The sequence below is a fragment of the Microbacterium sp. F2 genome (genome assembly GCF_052274505.1).
In the GTDB taxonomy this organism is placed as follows: domain Bacteria; phylum Actinomycetota; class Actinomycetes; order Actinomycetales; family Microbacteriaceae; genus Microbacterium.
In genome coordinates, this window is record NZ_JBNVBV010000001.1 from 668,430 (window position 1) to 683,392 (window position 14,963).

Below are 14,963 nucleotides of genomic sequence, written 5' to 3' on the forward strand. Positions count from 1 at the left end.
CCGGTCAGCCGGTTGCCCCCGCGTCGCCGTTGTCAGCAGCTCTGGTGCCGCCGACGACGGTGATCGCGGAGGTCTCGACGGCGACCTTCCGGCGGTAGAGAGCGCGCTGCTCAGGAAGCGAAATATCGAAGACGACGGCGAGCAGTCGGATGACCGTCGTCACGGCGACAGCGATGATCGCCGCGGCGGTCAGCGGTGCCCCGAGTGAGAACGAGACGGTGAGCACGACGCATCCGGCGCCCGCGGCCACGGCATAGAGCGATCCGACGTGCATGATCGCGACCGGCAAGCCCATCAGCACATCACGCAGGATGCCGCCCCCGACCGCGGCGGCGACGCCCACGAAGATCGCGGGAACCTCGGGCAGCCCGAGATACAGCGCTTTGCTTGTGCCGAAGGCGCCGAACAGGCCGATGACGAGAGCGTCGAGTCCGACGATCAGCCAGCTGACCCGTTCGAGGATCGTCGCGAGCAGCATTCCCAGGAGCGCGGCTGCGACTGCTGTGATCAGGTACCAGTTCGACTGCAACGTCGTCAGGGTGACGTTCAGCAGCAAGTCGCGGATGAGACCGCCACCCATCCCCATGACGATCCCGATGATCGCGACGCCGAGAAGATCAAGCCGCCGTTGACCGCGGAATCCCGACGCGAACAGGGCTCCCTGCAGGCCACCGAGCGCCACGGCAGAGAGATCTGCCCAGAGCGGGATCACGAAGAGTGGCTCGTTCACCCGTCCATTGTCGCTCGATGCCGGGATAATCGAGGGGTGCCCACCTACCGTGACGAAGTCGTGGTTCTGCGCACCCACAAATTGGGTGAAGCGGACCGGATCGTCACGCTGCTGAGCCGACGCCACGGCAAGGTCCGCGCTGTGGCCAAGGGCGTGCGCCGCACATCGTCGCGGTTCGGCGCTCGTCTCGAGCCCTTCATGGTCGCCGATGTGCTGCTGTATCAGGGGCGCTCGCTCGACATCGTGCAGCAGGCTGACAGTCTTGGCGCGTATGGCGCCGACATCGCGCTGCACTACGACCGCTACACTGCCGCGCACGCGATGGTCGAGGCCGCGGACCGCCTGAGTGAGTCCGAGGCGACGACACCGCAGTATCTTCTGCTGCTCGGCGGCCTCCGGGCCCTCGCTCGCGGCGAGCATGCGTCGCGCAGCATCCTCGATTCGTACCTGCTTCGCGTCATGGCACTGTCGGGGTGGGCACCCGGGCTTGAAGCGTGCGCCCGCTGTGGGCGCGTCGGCGAGCACACCTCGTTCGTTGCTCAGCTTGGTGGGATGGTGTGTCCCGACTGCGCGCCGGTCGGATCCGCGCGGGTGGATGCCGAGACCCTGAGAGTGATGCGCGCGCTGATGACGGGGGAGTGGGACGTGGTGGATGGGGCATCGGCCGGGGCAGGCGGGGCGGCATCCGGCCTGATCGCGGCGTACACCCAGTGGCACCTCGAGCGCGGCATCCGGTCGCTCGAACACCTCGGTACCTTTGCGCCGCCCCCACAGCAGCCGGCAGCCGTTCAGACGATGGAACCCACTCCATGAGCCCCAAGCCCTACACCCACCGTGACGCCGTGCCCTACCGACCGATCGATTGGACAGGTCTCTACCCGCCCGAGTTCCCCAAGGGGTCAGTTCCGAACCATGTCGCCATCGTCATGGACGGAAATGGACGCTGGGCCAACCGACGCGGCCTCACGCGTGTCGAGGGCCACAAGGCCGGCGAGGCGGCGCTCCTGGACGTCGTGGCCGGTGCCATCCAAGCCGGTGTCAAACACCTGTCGGTGTATGCCTTCTCGACCGAGAACTGGTCTCGCTCACCCGACGAAGTCCGCTTCCTCATGGGGTTCAATCGCGATGTGCTGCACCGCCGTCGTGACCAGCTCAACGAATGGGGCGTCCGGGTGCGGTGGGCCGGTCGTAAGCCCCGACTGTGGTCGAGCGTCATCAAGGAACTGCAGTTTGCCGAGCAGCTGACCGCAGACAACGATGTCCTGACGCTCACGATGTGCGTCAACTACGGCGGTCGGGTAGAGCTCGTCGATGCGGTGCGCTCGATCGCCGACGATGTCGCCGCGGGCAGGCTGCGTGCCTCTGCGGTGAGCGAGAAGCTCATTGCGCGTCGGCTCTACCAGCCGGAGATGCCGGACGTGGATCTTTTCATTCGGTCCAGCGGCGAACAGCGCACATCGAACTTCCTCCTCTGGGAGTCGGCATACGCGGAGTACGTGTTCCTCGACACCCTCTGGCCGGACTTCTCCCGGGCAGACCTGTGGCGAGCGATCGACCTCTACCTTGGCCGGGACCGCCGCTTCGGCGGAGCGGTCGACACTCCCGAGCCTCCCGCTCTGTAGCAGCTCGAAGGGCGGGATCCACGCCGGATCCGTTCATCCCGTCGGTAGCGAGCCCCGCGTGAGTCCTGAAAGACTCGGTAGCAACCCGAGGAGATGCCATGCTGCACGAACGCGACACCATCCGTGACGAAATCTTCGACGAGGTTTTTGCCTCGACCGAGCTGTCGGCGAGCCTGCCGAAGTTCCAGATGCCCCAGAGCGAGCAGCTCGCGCGGCACGCATATCGGCTCGTTTCCGACGAGTTGATACTCGACGGCAACTCGCGCCAGAACCTTGCGACGTTCTGCCAGACCTGGCTGGAGCCCGAAGTTCGGGACCTCATGCGCGAGACACTCGACAAGAACATGGTCGACAAGGACGAGTATCCGCAGACCGCGGCGATTGAGGCACGATGTGTTCACATCCTCGCCGAACTTTGGAACTCTCCCGAGGCAGAGAACACCCTCGGCACATCGACGACCGGCTCGAGCGAGGCGGCCATGCTCGGCGGTATGGCACTGCTGTGGAAGTGGCGCGAGCGGCGACGGGCAGCTGGACTGTCGACAGACAAGCCGAACCTCATCTGCGGGCCCGTGCAGGTGTGCTGGCACAAGTTCGCCCGCTACTGGGATATTGAGCTGCGCGAAATCCCCATGGAACATGACCGGCTGATCATGACGCCGGATGAGGTTCTTTCTCGGGCCGACGAGAACACGATCGGCGTGGTACCCACGTTGGGTGTTACCTTCACCGGCCAGTACGAGCCAGTGCAAGCAGTCAGTGCGGCACTCGATGACCTCCAGGCACGTACCGGACTCGACATCCCCATCCACGTCGACGGTGCGAGCGGTGGCTTCCTCGCACCCTTTACCGCCCCCGACATCGTGTGGGACTTCCGCCTACCCCGTGTGAAGTCGATCAATGCGTCAGGTCACAAGTTCGGTCTGGCACCACTGGGGGTCGGGTGGATTGTGTGGCGCGACGCATCCGAACTTCCCGAGGATCTGATCTTCGAAGTGAACTATCTCGGCGGCAACATGCCGACCTTCGCGCTCAACTTCTCCCGTCCCGGCGGACAGGTGATCGCCCAGTACTACAACTTCGTGCGACTCGGTCGGGAGGGGTACCAGCGCGTTCATCAGGCCTGCTACGACACCGCGATGTACCTCGCGGCGGAGATCGCGAAGCTCGGTCACTTCGAGATCATCAACGATGGCAGTCCCGAGCACGGCATTCCGGCTGTCTCGTGGAAACTCGTCGAGGGAGTCGAGCACGGATTCACCCTGTTTGATCTTGCCGACCGGCTGCGTACACGGGGCTGGCAGGTCCCGGCCTACACCATGCCCGCCAACCGGCAAGACCTCGCCGTGCAGCGCATCCTTGTCCGCGCCGGATTCAGCCGCGACGAGGCATCGCTCCTGATGGATGACTACCGTGATGCGATCGCTCACTTCGACAAGCACCCGGTATCCGTCCCGATGAGCGAGGAAGAGGCGGGCAGCTTTCACCACTGAGCCAGCAGGTCCCCCGCGGTACGCTCGGACACGTGACCGATCCGGCAGACGCGCGCGCGAAGCGTCTGCGCCGGGAGTCTTCTGGCTTCCTCATCGGGTCAGCGCTGTTCGGCGTGGGCGCTGTTCCCGCCCACGCCACGGCTGCGGGCCCGCTGGGAAGCGCGTTGACGTTCTTCGTGGGCTCACTCTTCTTCACCCTCGGGGGCTTCATCCAGTTCGCCCTCAGCGGTCGTCGCCCGCCTCGTGGCCGGTGGCGTAGCGCGGACGCGGCGGACTGGTGGTCCGCGCTTATCCAGTTCATGGGCACGGTGCTGTTCAACGTCAGCACCGTCACGGTGCTCGTCGCCGCTGTGCCGGCGACGCCGGGTACGTTCAGCGGGTGGCGACCGGACGTTTGGGGCTCGGCTGCGTTCCTCGTGTCCTCGATATTGGCGATGGTCGCCGCGAATCGGCGACATGAACTATGGGACCCGTTGGCGCGAACGTGGCACGGCACGATCCTGAACATGCTCGGCTCGATCGCCTTCGCGTTCTCTGCTGTCGGCGCGTTCGTGGTACCCGCGACTGGCGCGGTGCTGAGTGAGTTCTGGGCGAACGGGGGAACGTTTGTCGGTGCGATCTGCTTCTTCGTTGCGGCACTACTGGCCCGTCGGTTCATCCCCCAGGATGCCCCCGCCCGGTGAGCTGAGCGTATCCCGCTCAGCTCACCGGGGGTTCCTGCCTGCGCTCCTAGCCGCGAAGCGACTCCTCGATCACCGCGACAATCGCCGGGTCGTCAGGCTTTGTCGTCGGACGGAACCGGCGCACAGTGCCGTCGGGCGTGAGCAGGAACTTCTCGAAGTTCCACAGCACGGGACCACGCTTACCCTCGGCATCCTTCGCCTTCTTGAGGGCCTTGTAGAGCGGCGCGGCGTGGGAGCCGTTGACCTTGACCTTCTCTACCACCGGAAACGAGACGCCCCAGGTGGTCGCGCAGTAGTCGAGAATCTCGTCCATGCTGCCCGGCTCCTGCCCCATGAACTGGTTGCAGGGGAACCCGATGACGGTGAATCCGCGAGCGCCGTAGGTCTTCTGTAGCTGCTCGAGTTGCTCGTACTGTGGCGTCAGACCGCACTTCGAGGCGACGTTGACCACCAGCACGACACCGTCACCGTAGTCGGCCAGCGTCGCCGTGTCGCCGTCGGCCGTCGTGAAGGGGATGTCGCGGAGGGAAACCTGCTGCACGTCGGTCATGGGTTCAGGCTACCGTCGCCCCCGAGGGACAGCGCGGCGCGGCAACGCGCAGGTCTGGGAGAATGGGTGGATGCCGTCATCACCGTCCGCCACGTCCGTCGCGCCGCTGCGAATCGGTCCGATCACGGTCGATGCGCCGGTCGTGCTCGCACCGATGGCCGGGATCACCAACACGGCGTTTCGGCGGTTGTGTCGCGAGTACGGCGCGGGCCTCTACGTCAGCGAAATGATCACGTCGCGTGCGCTCGTGGAGCGCAACGAGACGACGATGCGGTTGATCACTCATCACGAGTCCGAGACGCCGCGGTCGATTCAGCTGTACGGCGTGGATCCTGCCACGGTGGAGGCTGCGGTACGGGTTCTTGTCGAGGAGGACCGCGCAGATCACATCGACATGAACTTCGGATGCCCCGTCCCCAAAGTCACGCGCAAGGGAGGTGGTGCCGCCCTCCCGTGGAAGCTCGGCCTGTTCCGTGAGATCGTGACGCGCGCCGTTGCCGCAGCGGGACCCATCCCCGTGACGGTGAAGATGCGCAAGGGAATCGACGACGACCATCTCACCTACCTCGAGGCGGGCAGAATCGCCGAGGACGCCGGCGTCTCAGCGGTCGCACTTCACGCCCGCACAGCCGCCCAGTTCTATTCGGGGGAGGCTGACTGGGAAGCGATCGCTCGTCTCAAAGAGCACGTGAGCTCGATTCCGGTGCTCGGCAACGGTGACATCTGGGCAGCCGAGGACGCGACGCGGATGATGGCTGAGACCGGATGCGACGGCGTTGTCGTGGGTCGCGGGTGCCTCGGGCGGCCCTGGCTGTTCGGAGAGCTGGCGCGGGCGTTCGACGTGGATGCCGGACCGCTTGTCGACGCAAATCTGGGCTTCGTCGCGCGTGCCTTCCGTCGGCATGCGGAGCTTCTGGTGGAGTTCTTCGAGGACGAGGGCCGCGGATGCCGCGACATCCGAAAGCATGTCGCCTGGTACTTCAAGGGCTATCCGGTGGGCGGCGATCTCCGAGCCAGACTTGCGACGGCATCCTCTATCGCCGAGATCGACGAGCTGCTCGCGCAGCTGGACCTCGACGCTCCCTATCCGGGAAGCGCAGCCGAGGGTCAGCGCGGGCGCGCGGGAACCCCGAAGCGCCCTGCTCTGCCGGACCGCTGGCTCGAGTCTCAGGACATTGACGGCGTCGACTCGTGTGCGCTGGCCGACGCTGAACTGGACCACAGCGGTGGCTGAGCGAGGTGTCCCGGTGCATCGCGGGTATGCGGATGCCGATGCCGAACGATTCTATAGCGAGCACCACCGATCGCAGCGCGACGGTTTCGCACGGGACCGGGCGCGCGTGCTGCACTCGGCGGCGCTTCGCCGCCTTGCCGCCAAGACCCAGGTCCTGAGCCCCGCAAGCCCCGCCGATTTCGCTCGTAACCGGTTGACCCACTCGCTCGAAGTCGCACAGGTCGGACGTGAGCTTGCCACGGCGCTCGAACTGGCGCCCGACGTCGTCGACACCGCGTGCCTGAGCCACGACCTGGGGCATCCGCCCTTCGGTCATAACGGCGAGCGTGCCCTGAATGACTGGGCAGAAGACATCGGTGGATTCGAAGGAAACGCGCAGACCCTGCGGATCCTGTCGCGCCTGGAACCCAAGGTCATCGACGCCAACGGCCGGAGCCACGGCCTGAACCTCACGCGCGCAAGCCTGGATGCCACCTGCAAGTACCCCTGGACCTCCGAGCATCCGCTTCCCGACCCGGGCGGCCGGCTCAAGTACGGGGTGTACGAGGAGGACGAGGCGGTCTTCACCTGGATGCGCGAGGGCGCACCCGGGCGGGTTCGCTGTATCGAGGCCGAGGTCATGGACCTCTCCGACGACATCGCTTATTCCGTCCACGATTTCGAAGACGCGATCGTCAACGGCTACCTTGATCCGGCGCGCCTGGCCGATCCTGCCGAGCATGACGCTCTCATCACTGCGATTCAGACCTGGGTGGGCTACGACTTTGCGCGAGACGAGCTCGAAGACGCCCTCTACCGCCTGATGCGGATGCCCGAGTGGGTCGCGAGTTTTTCGGGCACGCGCTCCGACCTTGCACGCCTGAAGAACCTGACCAGCGACCTCATCGGGCGTTTCGCCCGTGCCGCCGTCACGGCGACCCGCGCGGCAGCCGGAGGCCCGGATCTGACCCGCTTCCATGCTCACGTCGTGGTGCCTCGCGTCATCGAGGCCGAGATGGGGGTGCTCAAGGGCATCATTGGTGCTGTGGTGGTGAGCATCGATGGTCGTAAGGCGCTCTACAAAGAGCAGCGGCGCCTGCTCAAGCGCCTGGCCACAGCGCTGTGGGAGAACCCGCACGAGCTGGATGCCGTTTACCGCGAAGACTTCGATCACGCCGTGACCGACCGAGAGCGACGCCGCACGATCGTCGATCAGGTCGCAAGCCTGACCGATCAGCACGCGATCTCGTGGCACGGCAGGCTTGTCGGTGACGTCGATGTCGCCTCCCTCGGGATCTGGGTACCCGGCACGCCGATGCGGGCACGGTAGGGCGCCCGGATGCCAGGACGTATCGCTCAGGCCGACATCGACGAGGTGAAGGCGCGTACGAACATCGCGGATGTGATCGGCGAACGTGTTGCGCTCAAATCCGCCGGTGTTGGTTCGCTGAAGGGACTGTGCCCCTTCCACGACGAGCGCAGTCCGAGCTTCCATGTGCGGCCGCAGGTCGGCTTCTATCACTGCTTCGGGTGTGGCGAGTCGGGCGACGTGTATTCGTTCCTGCGCAAAATGGACCATCTGAGTTTCACCGAGGCCGTCGAACGCTTGGCCGGACGCATCGGTTACACGCTTCACTTCGAAGAGGGCGGCGCTGCCCCGGAGAACTCGGGTCGCAGTCGCCTCTACGCAGCAAACGCTGCCGCTGCTGAGTACTTTCGTGCCCAACTTCTGACGCCCGAGGCCGAGATCGGACGCCGGTTTCTGGGCGAGCGAGGGTTCGACGCTGCTGCCGCTGCTCACTTCGGCGTGGGCTTCGCGCCCAAGGGCTGGTCGAACCTGTCGGATGCCCTCACTGCGCAGGGGTTCACGCGTGAGGAGCTCTTGGCTGCCGGACTGCTCTCACAAGGTCAGCGCGGTACGTACGACCGTTTTCGTGGCCGACTCATCTGGCCGATCCGTGATGTGACGAGCCAAGTCGTCGGCTTCGGGGCGCGACGGCTGCTCGAAGATGACCAGGGCCCGAAGTACTTGAACACGCCGGAGACGTCGATCTACCGGAAGTCCCAGGTGCTCTACGGACTTGATCTGGCCAAGCGTGACATCTCGCGGGAGCACCGGGTCGTGGTCGTCGAAGGCTACACCGATGTCATGGCGTGCCACCTGGCGGGAATCACAACGGCGATCGCGACCTGTGGCACGGCGTTCGGTAGCGATCACATCACGGTGCTCCGGCGCGTCATGGGCGACGATTCGAGTGGGGGAGAGGTGGTCTTCACCTTCGACCCCGATGCCGCGGGTCAGAAGGCAGCCCTCCGCGCCTTCGCCGACGAGAAACGCTTCTCTGCGCAGACCTATGTCGCTGTGGCCCCGGACGGTTTGGACCCGTGTGATCTACGTCTCGCCCGCGGCGATGATGCCGTGCGCGCCCTCATGACGAACAAGTCACCGATGTTCGAGTTCGTCATCGACCAGCGTCTCGCACAGTACGACCTCGGAACTGTCGAAGGGCGGGCGTCCGCTCTCCGTGCGGCAGCACCGGTGGTGGCCGACATCCGAGACCCGTCATTGCGCCCCGGATACGTTCGTGTGCTCGCGCGCCGGATCGGACTCGACCTCGACGAGGTGGGCGCTGCGGTGACTCGGGCTTCCCGCTCCCGCGACGCGGGCGGAGGGCCGCAGCGACGCGGGAGCGACGGTGCGACATCCGAGCGCCAGCATCCGGACGATGGGCCCCTCGCCGCGTCCCCGCCTGTGCTGGTCCCCACGATCGCGTCGCTTCCGCGCACGCGTGATGTCGTGATCGAGCGGGATGCGCTCATGGCTGCACTGCAGTTCGGGCACCGTCTCGACGATGCGACCGTCCGGCGCGCCCTGGGAGCCGCGTTCCGGCATCCCGCGCTCGACGCGGTTCGCGTGGCCGTGGTTGAGGCGCCCGACTACACCCGAGCGGGGTGGGCAGTACAGGCCGTAGACACCATCCGCGAGCCCTACCGCGCCCTCGGCTCGGAGCTGCTGATGTCCGCGTTCCCGGCTCTCGGTGAGGCGGATGCCGCAGCGTCTGCATCCGATCTGATGCGCCGACTGATCGTCCGACGCGTCGATTCGGAGAAGGCGGAACTGGTGCGCGCCGTCCAGCGCGTGCCCCCGGATTCCGAAGAGGGACGTCGGATTCGGTTGCAGTTGCGCGAGCTCGACCTTGAGCGGCAGCGGTGGACAGGAGACAGCGAACGCTGATCGTGTCGGAGTCCAGACTGGATCCCAGCGCGACGGCACGGCAGGATGAGGGTATGTCTCCTCGTCGCAGGGCCACCGAAGCGGCGATCGTGTGCTCGGACCTCTCGATCAGTCACACCGGTCGCGGCGAGACCGACAAGCTCATCGACGGCATCACCTTCACTGTTGCGCGCGGTTCGGTCCTGGCGCTCATGGGTCCTACCGGTGCCGGGAAGTCGAGTCTGCTTTCAGTACTTGCCGGTCGCGCACACGACGGGGTCTCGGTCACGGGCGGCGACGCGCTTGTCGATGGCATTTCGGTGCGGCGGCCCGGCAGGGCCATCCGCGAACTGACCTACTTCGCTGGATACCTGCCCCAATCTGCGGGAGCGCACCTGCCGTCTCGGCTGACGGTCTCGGAGGTGATCGCCGAGCCGATCACCTCGAGAGAACGCCGCATCAACCAGAAGGCCCTCGCGATCCGGGTCGCGGGGCTGCTCGATGAACTCATGCTTCCCCTCGGCGCTGCCAATAAGTTCCCGTACGAGCTGTCAGCCGGGATGCGCCAGCGCGTGGCCCTCGCCCGCGCCCTCGTCGTTGATCCGCGAATTCTCGTGGCCGACGAGCCGTTTGCGAATCTCGATGTCGAAGTGCGCAAAGCCGCGCGCGAGGCCATCACGAGGCGACGCGATGACACCGGCATGGCCGCGGTCATTTCCACGCATGACCCCGAAGCCGTCAAGGAACTCGACGCCAACGTGCTCGTGCTGCGAGGCGGACACGTCGTCGCCTTCGGCCACGGCACGAACGATCTCATCTGGACGCCGAGCACAGAAGCCGACCGCCGATTCGTCGTCTCCTGACGGCGCGACGCGGGGGTGCCCCGCGTCGTTGACACCCCGTCGGCTTTGCTAAGATAGTGGGGTTGCCTGCTGCGGCGGGCATATTCCTCGGTAGCTCAATTGGCAGAGCAATCGGCTGTTAACCGATAGGTTCTTGGTTCGAGTCCAAGCCGGGGAGCCATTACTTCTCTTCCTCGTCGATGGTTCAGGCGTCGAGGTCGTCGACGCCTGGCATCCATGAATTGCCCGGCGTACCCCAGCCCTGTTTGCGAGATATCTTCTGCGCGGTGCGCCAATCGCGGTCACCGAGCCTATCCACATAGAGCACGCCGTCGAGGTGATCGAATTCGTGCTGCAGGATGCGCGCGCGCCAGCCGTCGACCTCGATATCGACCCGCTCACCCTCGAGATCGATTCCGGTCACCCTGGCGCGCTCGGACCGGCGCAGTGGGAACCGCTCACCGGGGAAGGACAGGCAGCCTTCGGACTCCTCGTCGGGATCTGGCTCGCCCGGCTCGAGGGGAGCAATCCACAGTTCCGGGTTGATGACCACGCCACGCCACGGCGCACCGTCGTCATCGGTGTAGCTGTAGGTGAAGATCCGAAGCCCCACGCCCACCTGCGGGGCGGCGAGCCCGACGCCGGGCGCGGCATCCATCGTCTCGTACATGTCGGCGACAAGGCGACGGATGTCGTCGTCGATCTCTGCGACGGGAGTGGCGGGAGCGTGGAGGACGGGATCGCCCATGATGCGGATCGGGAGAACAGCCATGCGACAAGCCTATTGAGACACACGGCGTCCGGCCGACGCCGGGATAGGGTCGAAAGGTGCTCCTCCTGACCGTGTCGGCAAGTGTGACCGACCAGATCACCGAGGCGTTCCGTGACCCCGCAATTCTCGCGGGTATTCCTCTCGCACTGCTCGGCGCCATCTTCATGTCCTTCGGCGCCCAGTATCAGTACCGGGGAGTTCAGAAGGTCGAGAAGGTCACCGGTCGGTCCGGTGGGAACGGACTCGACCGCAACCACCTTCTGAACTTGCTACGACGGCCATCGTGGTTGGCGGGCACCATCATGCTCGGCCTGGCCATCGTTTGTCAGCTGGCTGCACTCTCCGTAGCGCCGCTGATCGTCGTCCAGCCACTCGGCGCCGTCTCGCTGGTCATCACGACCCTGTTGAACGCGCGCATCAGCGGCCATCGCCCGACCCGCCAATCGATCCGATCGATCGTCGCGGCAGTGGGCGGGATCTTCATTTTCGTGACGATCGCCGCGTTCTTTGCCACCGAGCGTCCCGTCACTCAAGCGCAGCTGCTCATCATCCTCGGTCTGTTGGCCGTGACCATCGTCATCTTCGCGGTTCTCTGGCTCGTGTTCCGCAAGCACGGCCTCGCGCTGTTCTATATCGTCGCTTCGGGGGTTCTCTACGGGTTCGTGGCGACGCTCGCGAAAGTCGTCTTGAGTCGGATCCGCGACCAGAACTTCGACTGGCTCACTCTGCTGTGCGTCGTTGCCCTGCTGGCTGCGGTGGCGGTCGGGGCGTACTTCGTCCAGACGGCGTACAGCCTGGGACCACCCGATCTCGTGATTGCGGGTCTGACCGTGATCGACCCGATCGTTGCGGTCGCGATCGGCCTGGTCGTGCTGCAAGAGGCCGAGACGGCGCCACTGTGGGCTTTCATCGGATTCGGCATCGCCGGCGCACTGGCGATTTACGGAGTGATCAGCTTGGCGCGCAACCACCCGCAGGTGATCAGCGACAGTCTGGAGCTACCGTTCACGCGCGCAAGCTCGTCCGACGATTCATCCGACGACGGGCAGAAGTCCTCGTCGTGAGCGGACGCCCGGTACGCTGATCTGGCAGGGGGCGGTGGCCAAGCTGGTCAAGGCAGCGGGCTCATAACCCGACGATCGTGGGTTCAAGTCCCACCCGCCCTACGAACAGAACCCCGCTTGCTGGCGGGGTTCTGTTCGTTGTGGGGGTGTTGCCGTCGAGCGCACTCGTGGGTGGGCCCCGTTCGCCGGAGGCTCCGCGGGTCGCGGAGCGGGCCGTGGAGGGGCGAAAGGGACAAGTCCCACCCGCCCTACGAACAGAACCCCGCCCTCTGGTGGGGTTCTCTTCGTTGTGGGGGTGTTGCCGAGAGTGCTACTCCGACCTCGGCTTTGCCGCGCCCTTCGATGCGCTCGGGACGGATGCGGGGTCGCTCGCAGCTGCATCCGCCATGCCAGTGCCGAAGGCGCGGCCGACAGTCTGACCCTGAATGATGGCGGCGAGGTCAATGCCGGTCGCTGCCTGCACGCTGTCGAAGACCGACTTCATGGCTGTCGCGCTGTCGGCGCCGATGACGCGGGATGCGCCCTCCTCGCCTGAGCCGCCGCCGACGATCGATACGTTGCCGATCGCCGAGTAACCCTTCGCGAACTCCGCCATGATCGAGGGGAGCACATCGAGCACACGTTGCGACAGAATCGCCTCTTGGTTGGAGGCGATGGCTTCTGCTTCGGCCTCGATCGATTCGGCGCGGGCCTGACCTTCGGCCCGGATCGCGTCGGCCTCCGCCTCGGCACGCAGGCGCCTCGCCGTGGCTTCTGCGTCCGCGAGCGCACGCAGAGCACTAGCCTCACCGGCGGCGCGCGCCTCGGCAGCGGCAGCCTCTCCCGCGGCGCGGGCGCGGTCTGCCTCTGCCTGCTGCTCGGCGATCCGCGTGCGAGCCTCTGCCTCTTTGATCTTCTCGATCGCGGCAGCCTCTGCGGCACGTTCGCGGGTGTAGAGCTCGGCCTGCGCCCGGGTCTCGGCCTCGTAGCGCTGAGCGTCGGCGACGCGCTTGACGTCGGCATCCAGTTGGGCCTGCCGGTTCTCGGCCTGCTGCTGCAAGACCGCCTGTTCAGCCTGAGCTCTCGCGAGCTGCTCAGCCTGTTCGGCCTCAGCACGAGCGCGACCGATACCGGCGTTCGCATTGGCGGTATTGGTGTCCAGTGCCGTCTGCTCGATCAGATTCGCTTCCTGGTTCGCGATGTTCTTTTGATTGATCGCGCGGTCGGCGTTGGTTTGCGCGATCTCGGCGGCCTGGCGCTTGGCCTGGATTTCCGGCGCTCCGAGGGACTGGATGTACCCCATCGCGTCAGTGATTCCCTTGATCTGGAACGAGTCGAGGATGAGACCTTGTTCGGCCAGTTCATGGGAGACATCGACGGCGATCTGATCCGAGAATTTCTTGCGTTCCCGCATGAGTTCGACGACCGACAGCGTCGCAACGATGCCACGGAGCGCTCCCTCGAGCTGCTCCGTGGTGAACTGCTCGATCGCCTTGTCCTGTGACGCGAAACGCTCGGCGGCGCGGCGAACGAACAGCGGGTCGGATCCGATCTTGACGATCGCGACACCATCGACGTTGAGCGTGACGTTGTCGAGCGACTGGGCCTCGGCATTCAGCGACACCTGGCGAGAGCGCAGCGAAATGATCTCGTGGCGCTGCGTGAGGGGATTCACGAGCGACTTGCCGTTGACGATCACGGTGACCGGGGACTCGGTCATCTCCGACCTGCTCGTGCCGTCGGCATCCATCACTGTGGTCTGGACGCGCTGCTTGCGGCCCGAGATGACGAGAGCTTCGTCGGCGCGGGCCACCTTGATCCAGGCCCTCGCCAGCAGGAGGCCGATGAGCGCGACGATGATCGCCGCGACGACTGCTACGCCGATGATGATCAGAATGCCGACAAAACCGGCTGCCTCCATGGGCGTCTCCTTCGGTTTGGGCAGCGCGCCAGAGGAGGCGCGCTGCGAGAGTCGCGTGTGGCCCCCCGACCCAGCCTTTCAGACGGGCGGTCTCGCGCAAAGCCCCAGTTCGCGCCGCGGTCACGTCGGAATGACAGGCTTGTGATTCGGCTCGCCCCAGGCGATAATGGGCCCGATAACAGAACAGCCACAGATCTCCTGAGGACGTTGGGGAAGACGCACCTCGGAACGGAGATCGATATGGCTACATCAATGACGCGCGGTGTGGTGATGATTCACTCCGCGCCACGGGCGTTGTGCCCCCACCTGGAGTGGGCGGTGGGTCGCGCGCTCGGTCGTGCGGTGAACTTCGACTGGGCGGACCAGCCTGTGCTCCCCGGTGCACGGCGTGCCGAGTACTTCTGGTCGGGACCGGTCGGAACCGGGGCAGCAATCGCCTCCGCGATGCACGGCTGGGAGCACCTGCGTTTCGAGGTCACCGAAGATCCGTCGGCCGCTTCGGATGGTGCCCGGTGGATGCACACTCCCGATCTCGGAATCCATCACGCGCAGACGGATGCCGCCGGCAATGTCGTCGTGGGGGAAGACCGGATTCGCTATGCGATGGAGCTCGCGGCGCGCGATGTCCATGACATGCAACGCGAACTGCAGGTCGCGCTCGGTTCGGCATGGGATGACGAACTCGAGCCGTTCCGCCACGCCAGTGACGACGCCGCCGTCGTGTGGCTTCACAAGGTGGGGTAGAGACTTCGCGTGCCGCGCGCGTGCGTACCGGATGTCGGATGTGACGATTCCCGGCGCTGGGAGAGCGTGGCAGCACGTGACGATGAGAACGGGTTCCTCTGAGCGATGGTGCAGAGGAACCCGTTCTGCCTCTGGC

14 protein-coding genes and 2 tRNA genes are annotated in these 14,963 nt (G+C 65.7%); 12 read left to right on the forward strand and 4 right to left on the reverse strand.

Annotated elements, in window-relative coordinates; genetic code table 11:
* Nucleotides 1–4 precede the first annotated feature (4 nt).
* A complete protein-coding gene (locus ACQVDU_RS03350) occupies nt 5–730 on the reverse strand; it encodes a trimeric intracellular cation channel family protein (RefSeq protein WP_443476249.1) in 726 nt (241 codons plus the stop codon).
* A gap of 36 nt (nt 731–766) precedes the next feature.
* Here ACQVDU_RS03350 and recO point away from each other — a divergent pair, with 36 nt between their 5' ends.
* From recO to ACQVDU_RS03370, 4 genes are all read left to right on the forward strand, one after another.
* Nucleotides 767–1,543 carry a DNA repair protein RecO gene (gene recO / locus ACQVDU_RS03355; RefSeq protein ID WP_443476250.1) on the forward strand — a complete coding sequence of 259 codons (777 nt, stop codon included), beginning with the start codon at nt 767–769 and terminating at the stop codon, nt 1,541–1,543.
* Nucleotides 1,540–2,352 carry an isoprenyl transferase gene (locus tag ACQVDU_RS03360; protein ID WP_300594515.1) on the forward strand — a complete coding sequence of 271 codons (813 nt, stop codon included), beginning with the start codon at nt 1,540–1,542 and terminating at the stop codon, nt 2,350–2,352. The genes recO and ACQVDU_RS03360 overlap by 4 nt, the downstream gene beginning before the upstream one ends.
* A 98-nt stretch (nt 2,353–2,450) precedes the next feature.
* The gene (locus ACQVDU_RS03365) at nt 2,451–3,845 is read left to right on the forward strand and encodes a glutamate decarboxylase (RefSeq protein WP_443476251.1); all 1,395 of its coding nucleotides are present in this window, start codon (nt 2,451–2,453) and stop codon (nt 3,843–3,845) included.
* Between the two features lie 32 nt (nt 3,846–3,877).
* Nucleotides 3,878–4,528, forward strand: coding sequence for a hypothetical protein (locus ACQVDU_RS03370; protein ID WP_443476252.1), 651 nt, complete (start codon nt 3,878–3,880; stop codon nt 4,526–4,528).
* A gap of 46 nt (nt 4,529–4,574) precedes the next feature.
* On the opposite strand, the gene ACQVDU_RS03375 is transcribed toward ACQVDU_RS03370, so the two are convergent.
* The gene (locus ACQVDU_RS03375; RefSeq protein ID WP_443476253.1) at nt 4,575–5,078 is read right to left on the reverse strand and encodes a glutathione peroxidase; all 504 of its coding nucleotides are present in this window, start codon (nt 5,076–5,078) and stop codon (nt 4,575–4,577) included.
* Between the two features lie 70 nt (nt 5,079–5,148).
* Here ACQVDU_RS03375 and dusB point away from each other — a divergent pair, with 70 nt between their 5' ends.
* The 5 genes from dusB (at nt 5,149) to ACQVDU_RS03400 (ending at nt 10,528) form a co-directional block, all read left to right on the forward strand.
* Entirely contained in the window at nt 5,149–6,312 is a 1,164-nt protein-coding gene (dusB, locus tag ACQVDU_RS03380) for a tRNA dihydrouridine synthase DusB (protein WP_363495086.1), read from the forward strand.
* Nucleotides 6,287–7,621 carry a deoxyguanosinetriphosphate triphosphohydrolase gene (locus ACQVDU_RS03385; RefSeq protein WP_443476391.1) on the forward strand — a complete coding sequence of 445 codons (1,335 nt, stop codon included), beginning with the start codon at nt 6,287–6,289 and terminating at the stop codon, nt 7,619–7,621. Before dusB ends, ACQVDU_RS03385 begins: the two co-directional genes overlap by 26 nt.
* 9 nt (nt 7,622–7,630) lie before the next feature.
* A complete protein-coding gene (dnaG, locus tag ACQVDU_RS03390) occupies nt 7,631–9,526 on the forward strand; it encodes a DNA primase (protein WP_300590508.1) in 1,896 nt (631 codons plus the stop codon).
* A 53-nt stretch (nt 9,527–9,579) separates the two neighbouring features.
* Entirely contained in the window at nt 9,580–10,368 is a 789-nt protein-coding gene (locus tag ACQVDU_RS03395; protein WP_300590509.1) for an ATP-binding cassette domain-containing protein, read from the forward strand.
* Nucleotides 10,369–10,452: 84 nt separating this feature from the next.
* A tRNA-Asn gene (locus ACQVDU_RS03400) sits at nt 10,453–10,528 on the forward strand.
* 24 nt (nt 10,529–10,552) lie between these two features.
* Here the strand turns inward: ACQVDU_RS03400 and def are convergent.
* Nucleotides 10,553–11,119, reverse strand: a complete 567-nt coding sequence (def, locus tag ACQVDU_RS03405; protein WP_300590510.1) for a peptide deformylase — start codon at nt 11,117–11,119, stop codon at nt 10,553–10,555.
* A gap of 56 nt (nt 11,120–11,175) precedes the next feature.
* On the opposite strand from def, the gene ACQVDU_RS03410 reads away from it, so the two are divergent.
* Nucleotides 11,176–12,183, forward strand: coding sequence for a DMT family transporter (locus ACQVDU_RS03410; RefSeq protein WP_292709411.1), 1,008 nt, complete (start codon nt 11,176–11,178; stop codon nt 12,181–12,183).
* 28 nt (nt 12,184–12,211) lie between these two features.
* A tRNA-Ile gene (locus ACQVDU_RS03415) sits at nt 12,212–12,285 on the forward strand.
* Between the two features lie 208 nt (nt 12,286–12,493).
* On the opposite strand, the gene ACQVDU_RS03420 is transcribed toward ACQVDU_RS03415, so the two are convergent.
* Nucleotides 12,494–14,083 carry an SPFH domain-containing protein gene (locus tag ACQVDU_RS03420; RefSeq protein WP_443476254.1) on the reverse strand — a complete coding sequence of 530 codons (1,590 nt, stop codon included), beginning with the start codon at nt 14,081–14,083 and terminating at the stop codon, nt 12,494–12,496.
* 240 nt (nt 14,084–14,323) lie between these two features.
* Here ACQVDU_RS03420 and ACQVDU_RS03425 point away from each other — a divergent pair, with 240 nt between their 5' ends.
* The gene (locus tag ACQVDU_RS03425; RefSeq protein ID WP_443476255.1) at nt 14,324–14,827 is read left to right on the forward strand and encodes a DUF3145 domain-containing protein; all 504 of its coding nucleotides are present in this window, start codon (nt 14,324–14,326) and stop codon (nt 14,825–14,827) included.
* Nucleotides 14,828–14,963: the final 136 nt, after the last annotated feature.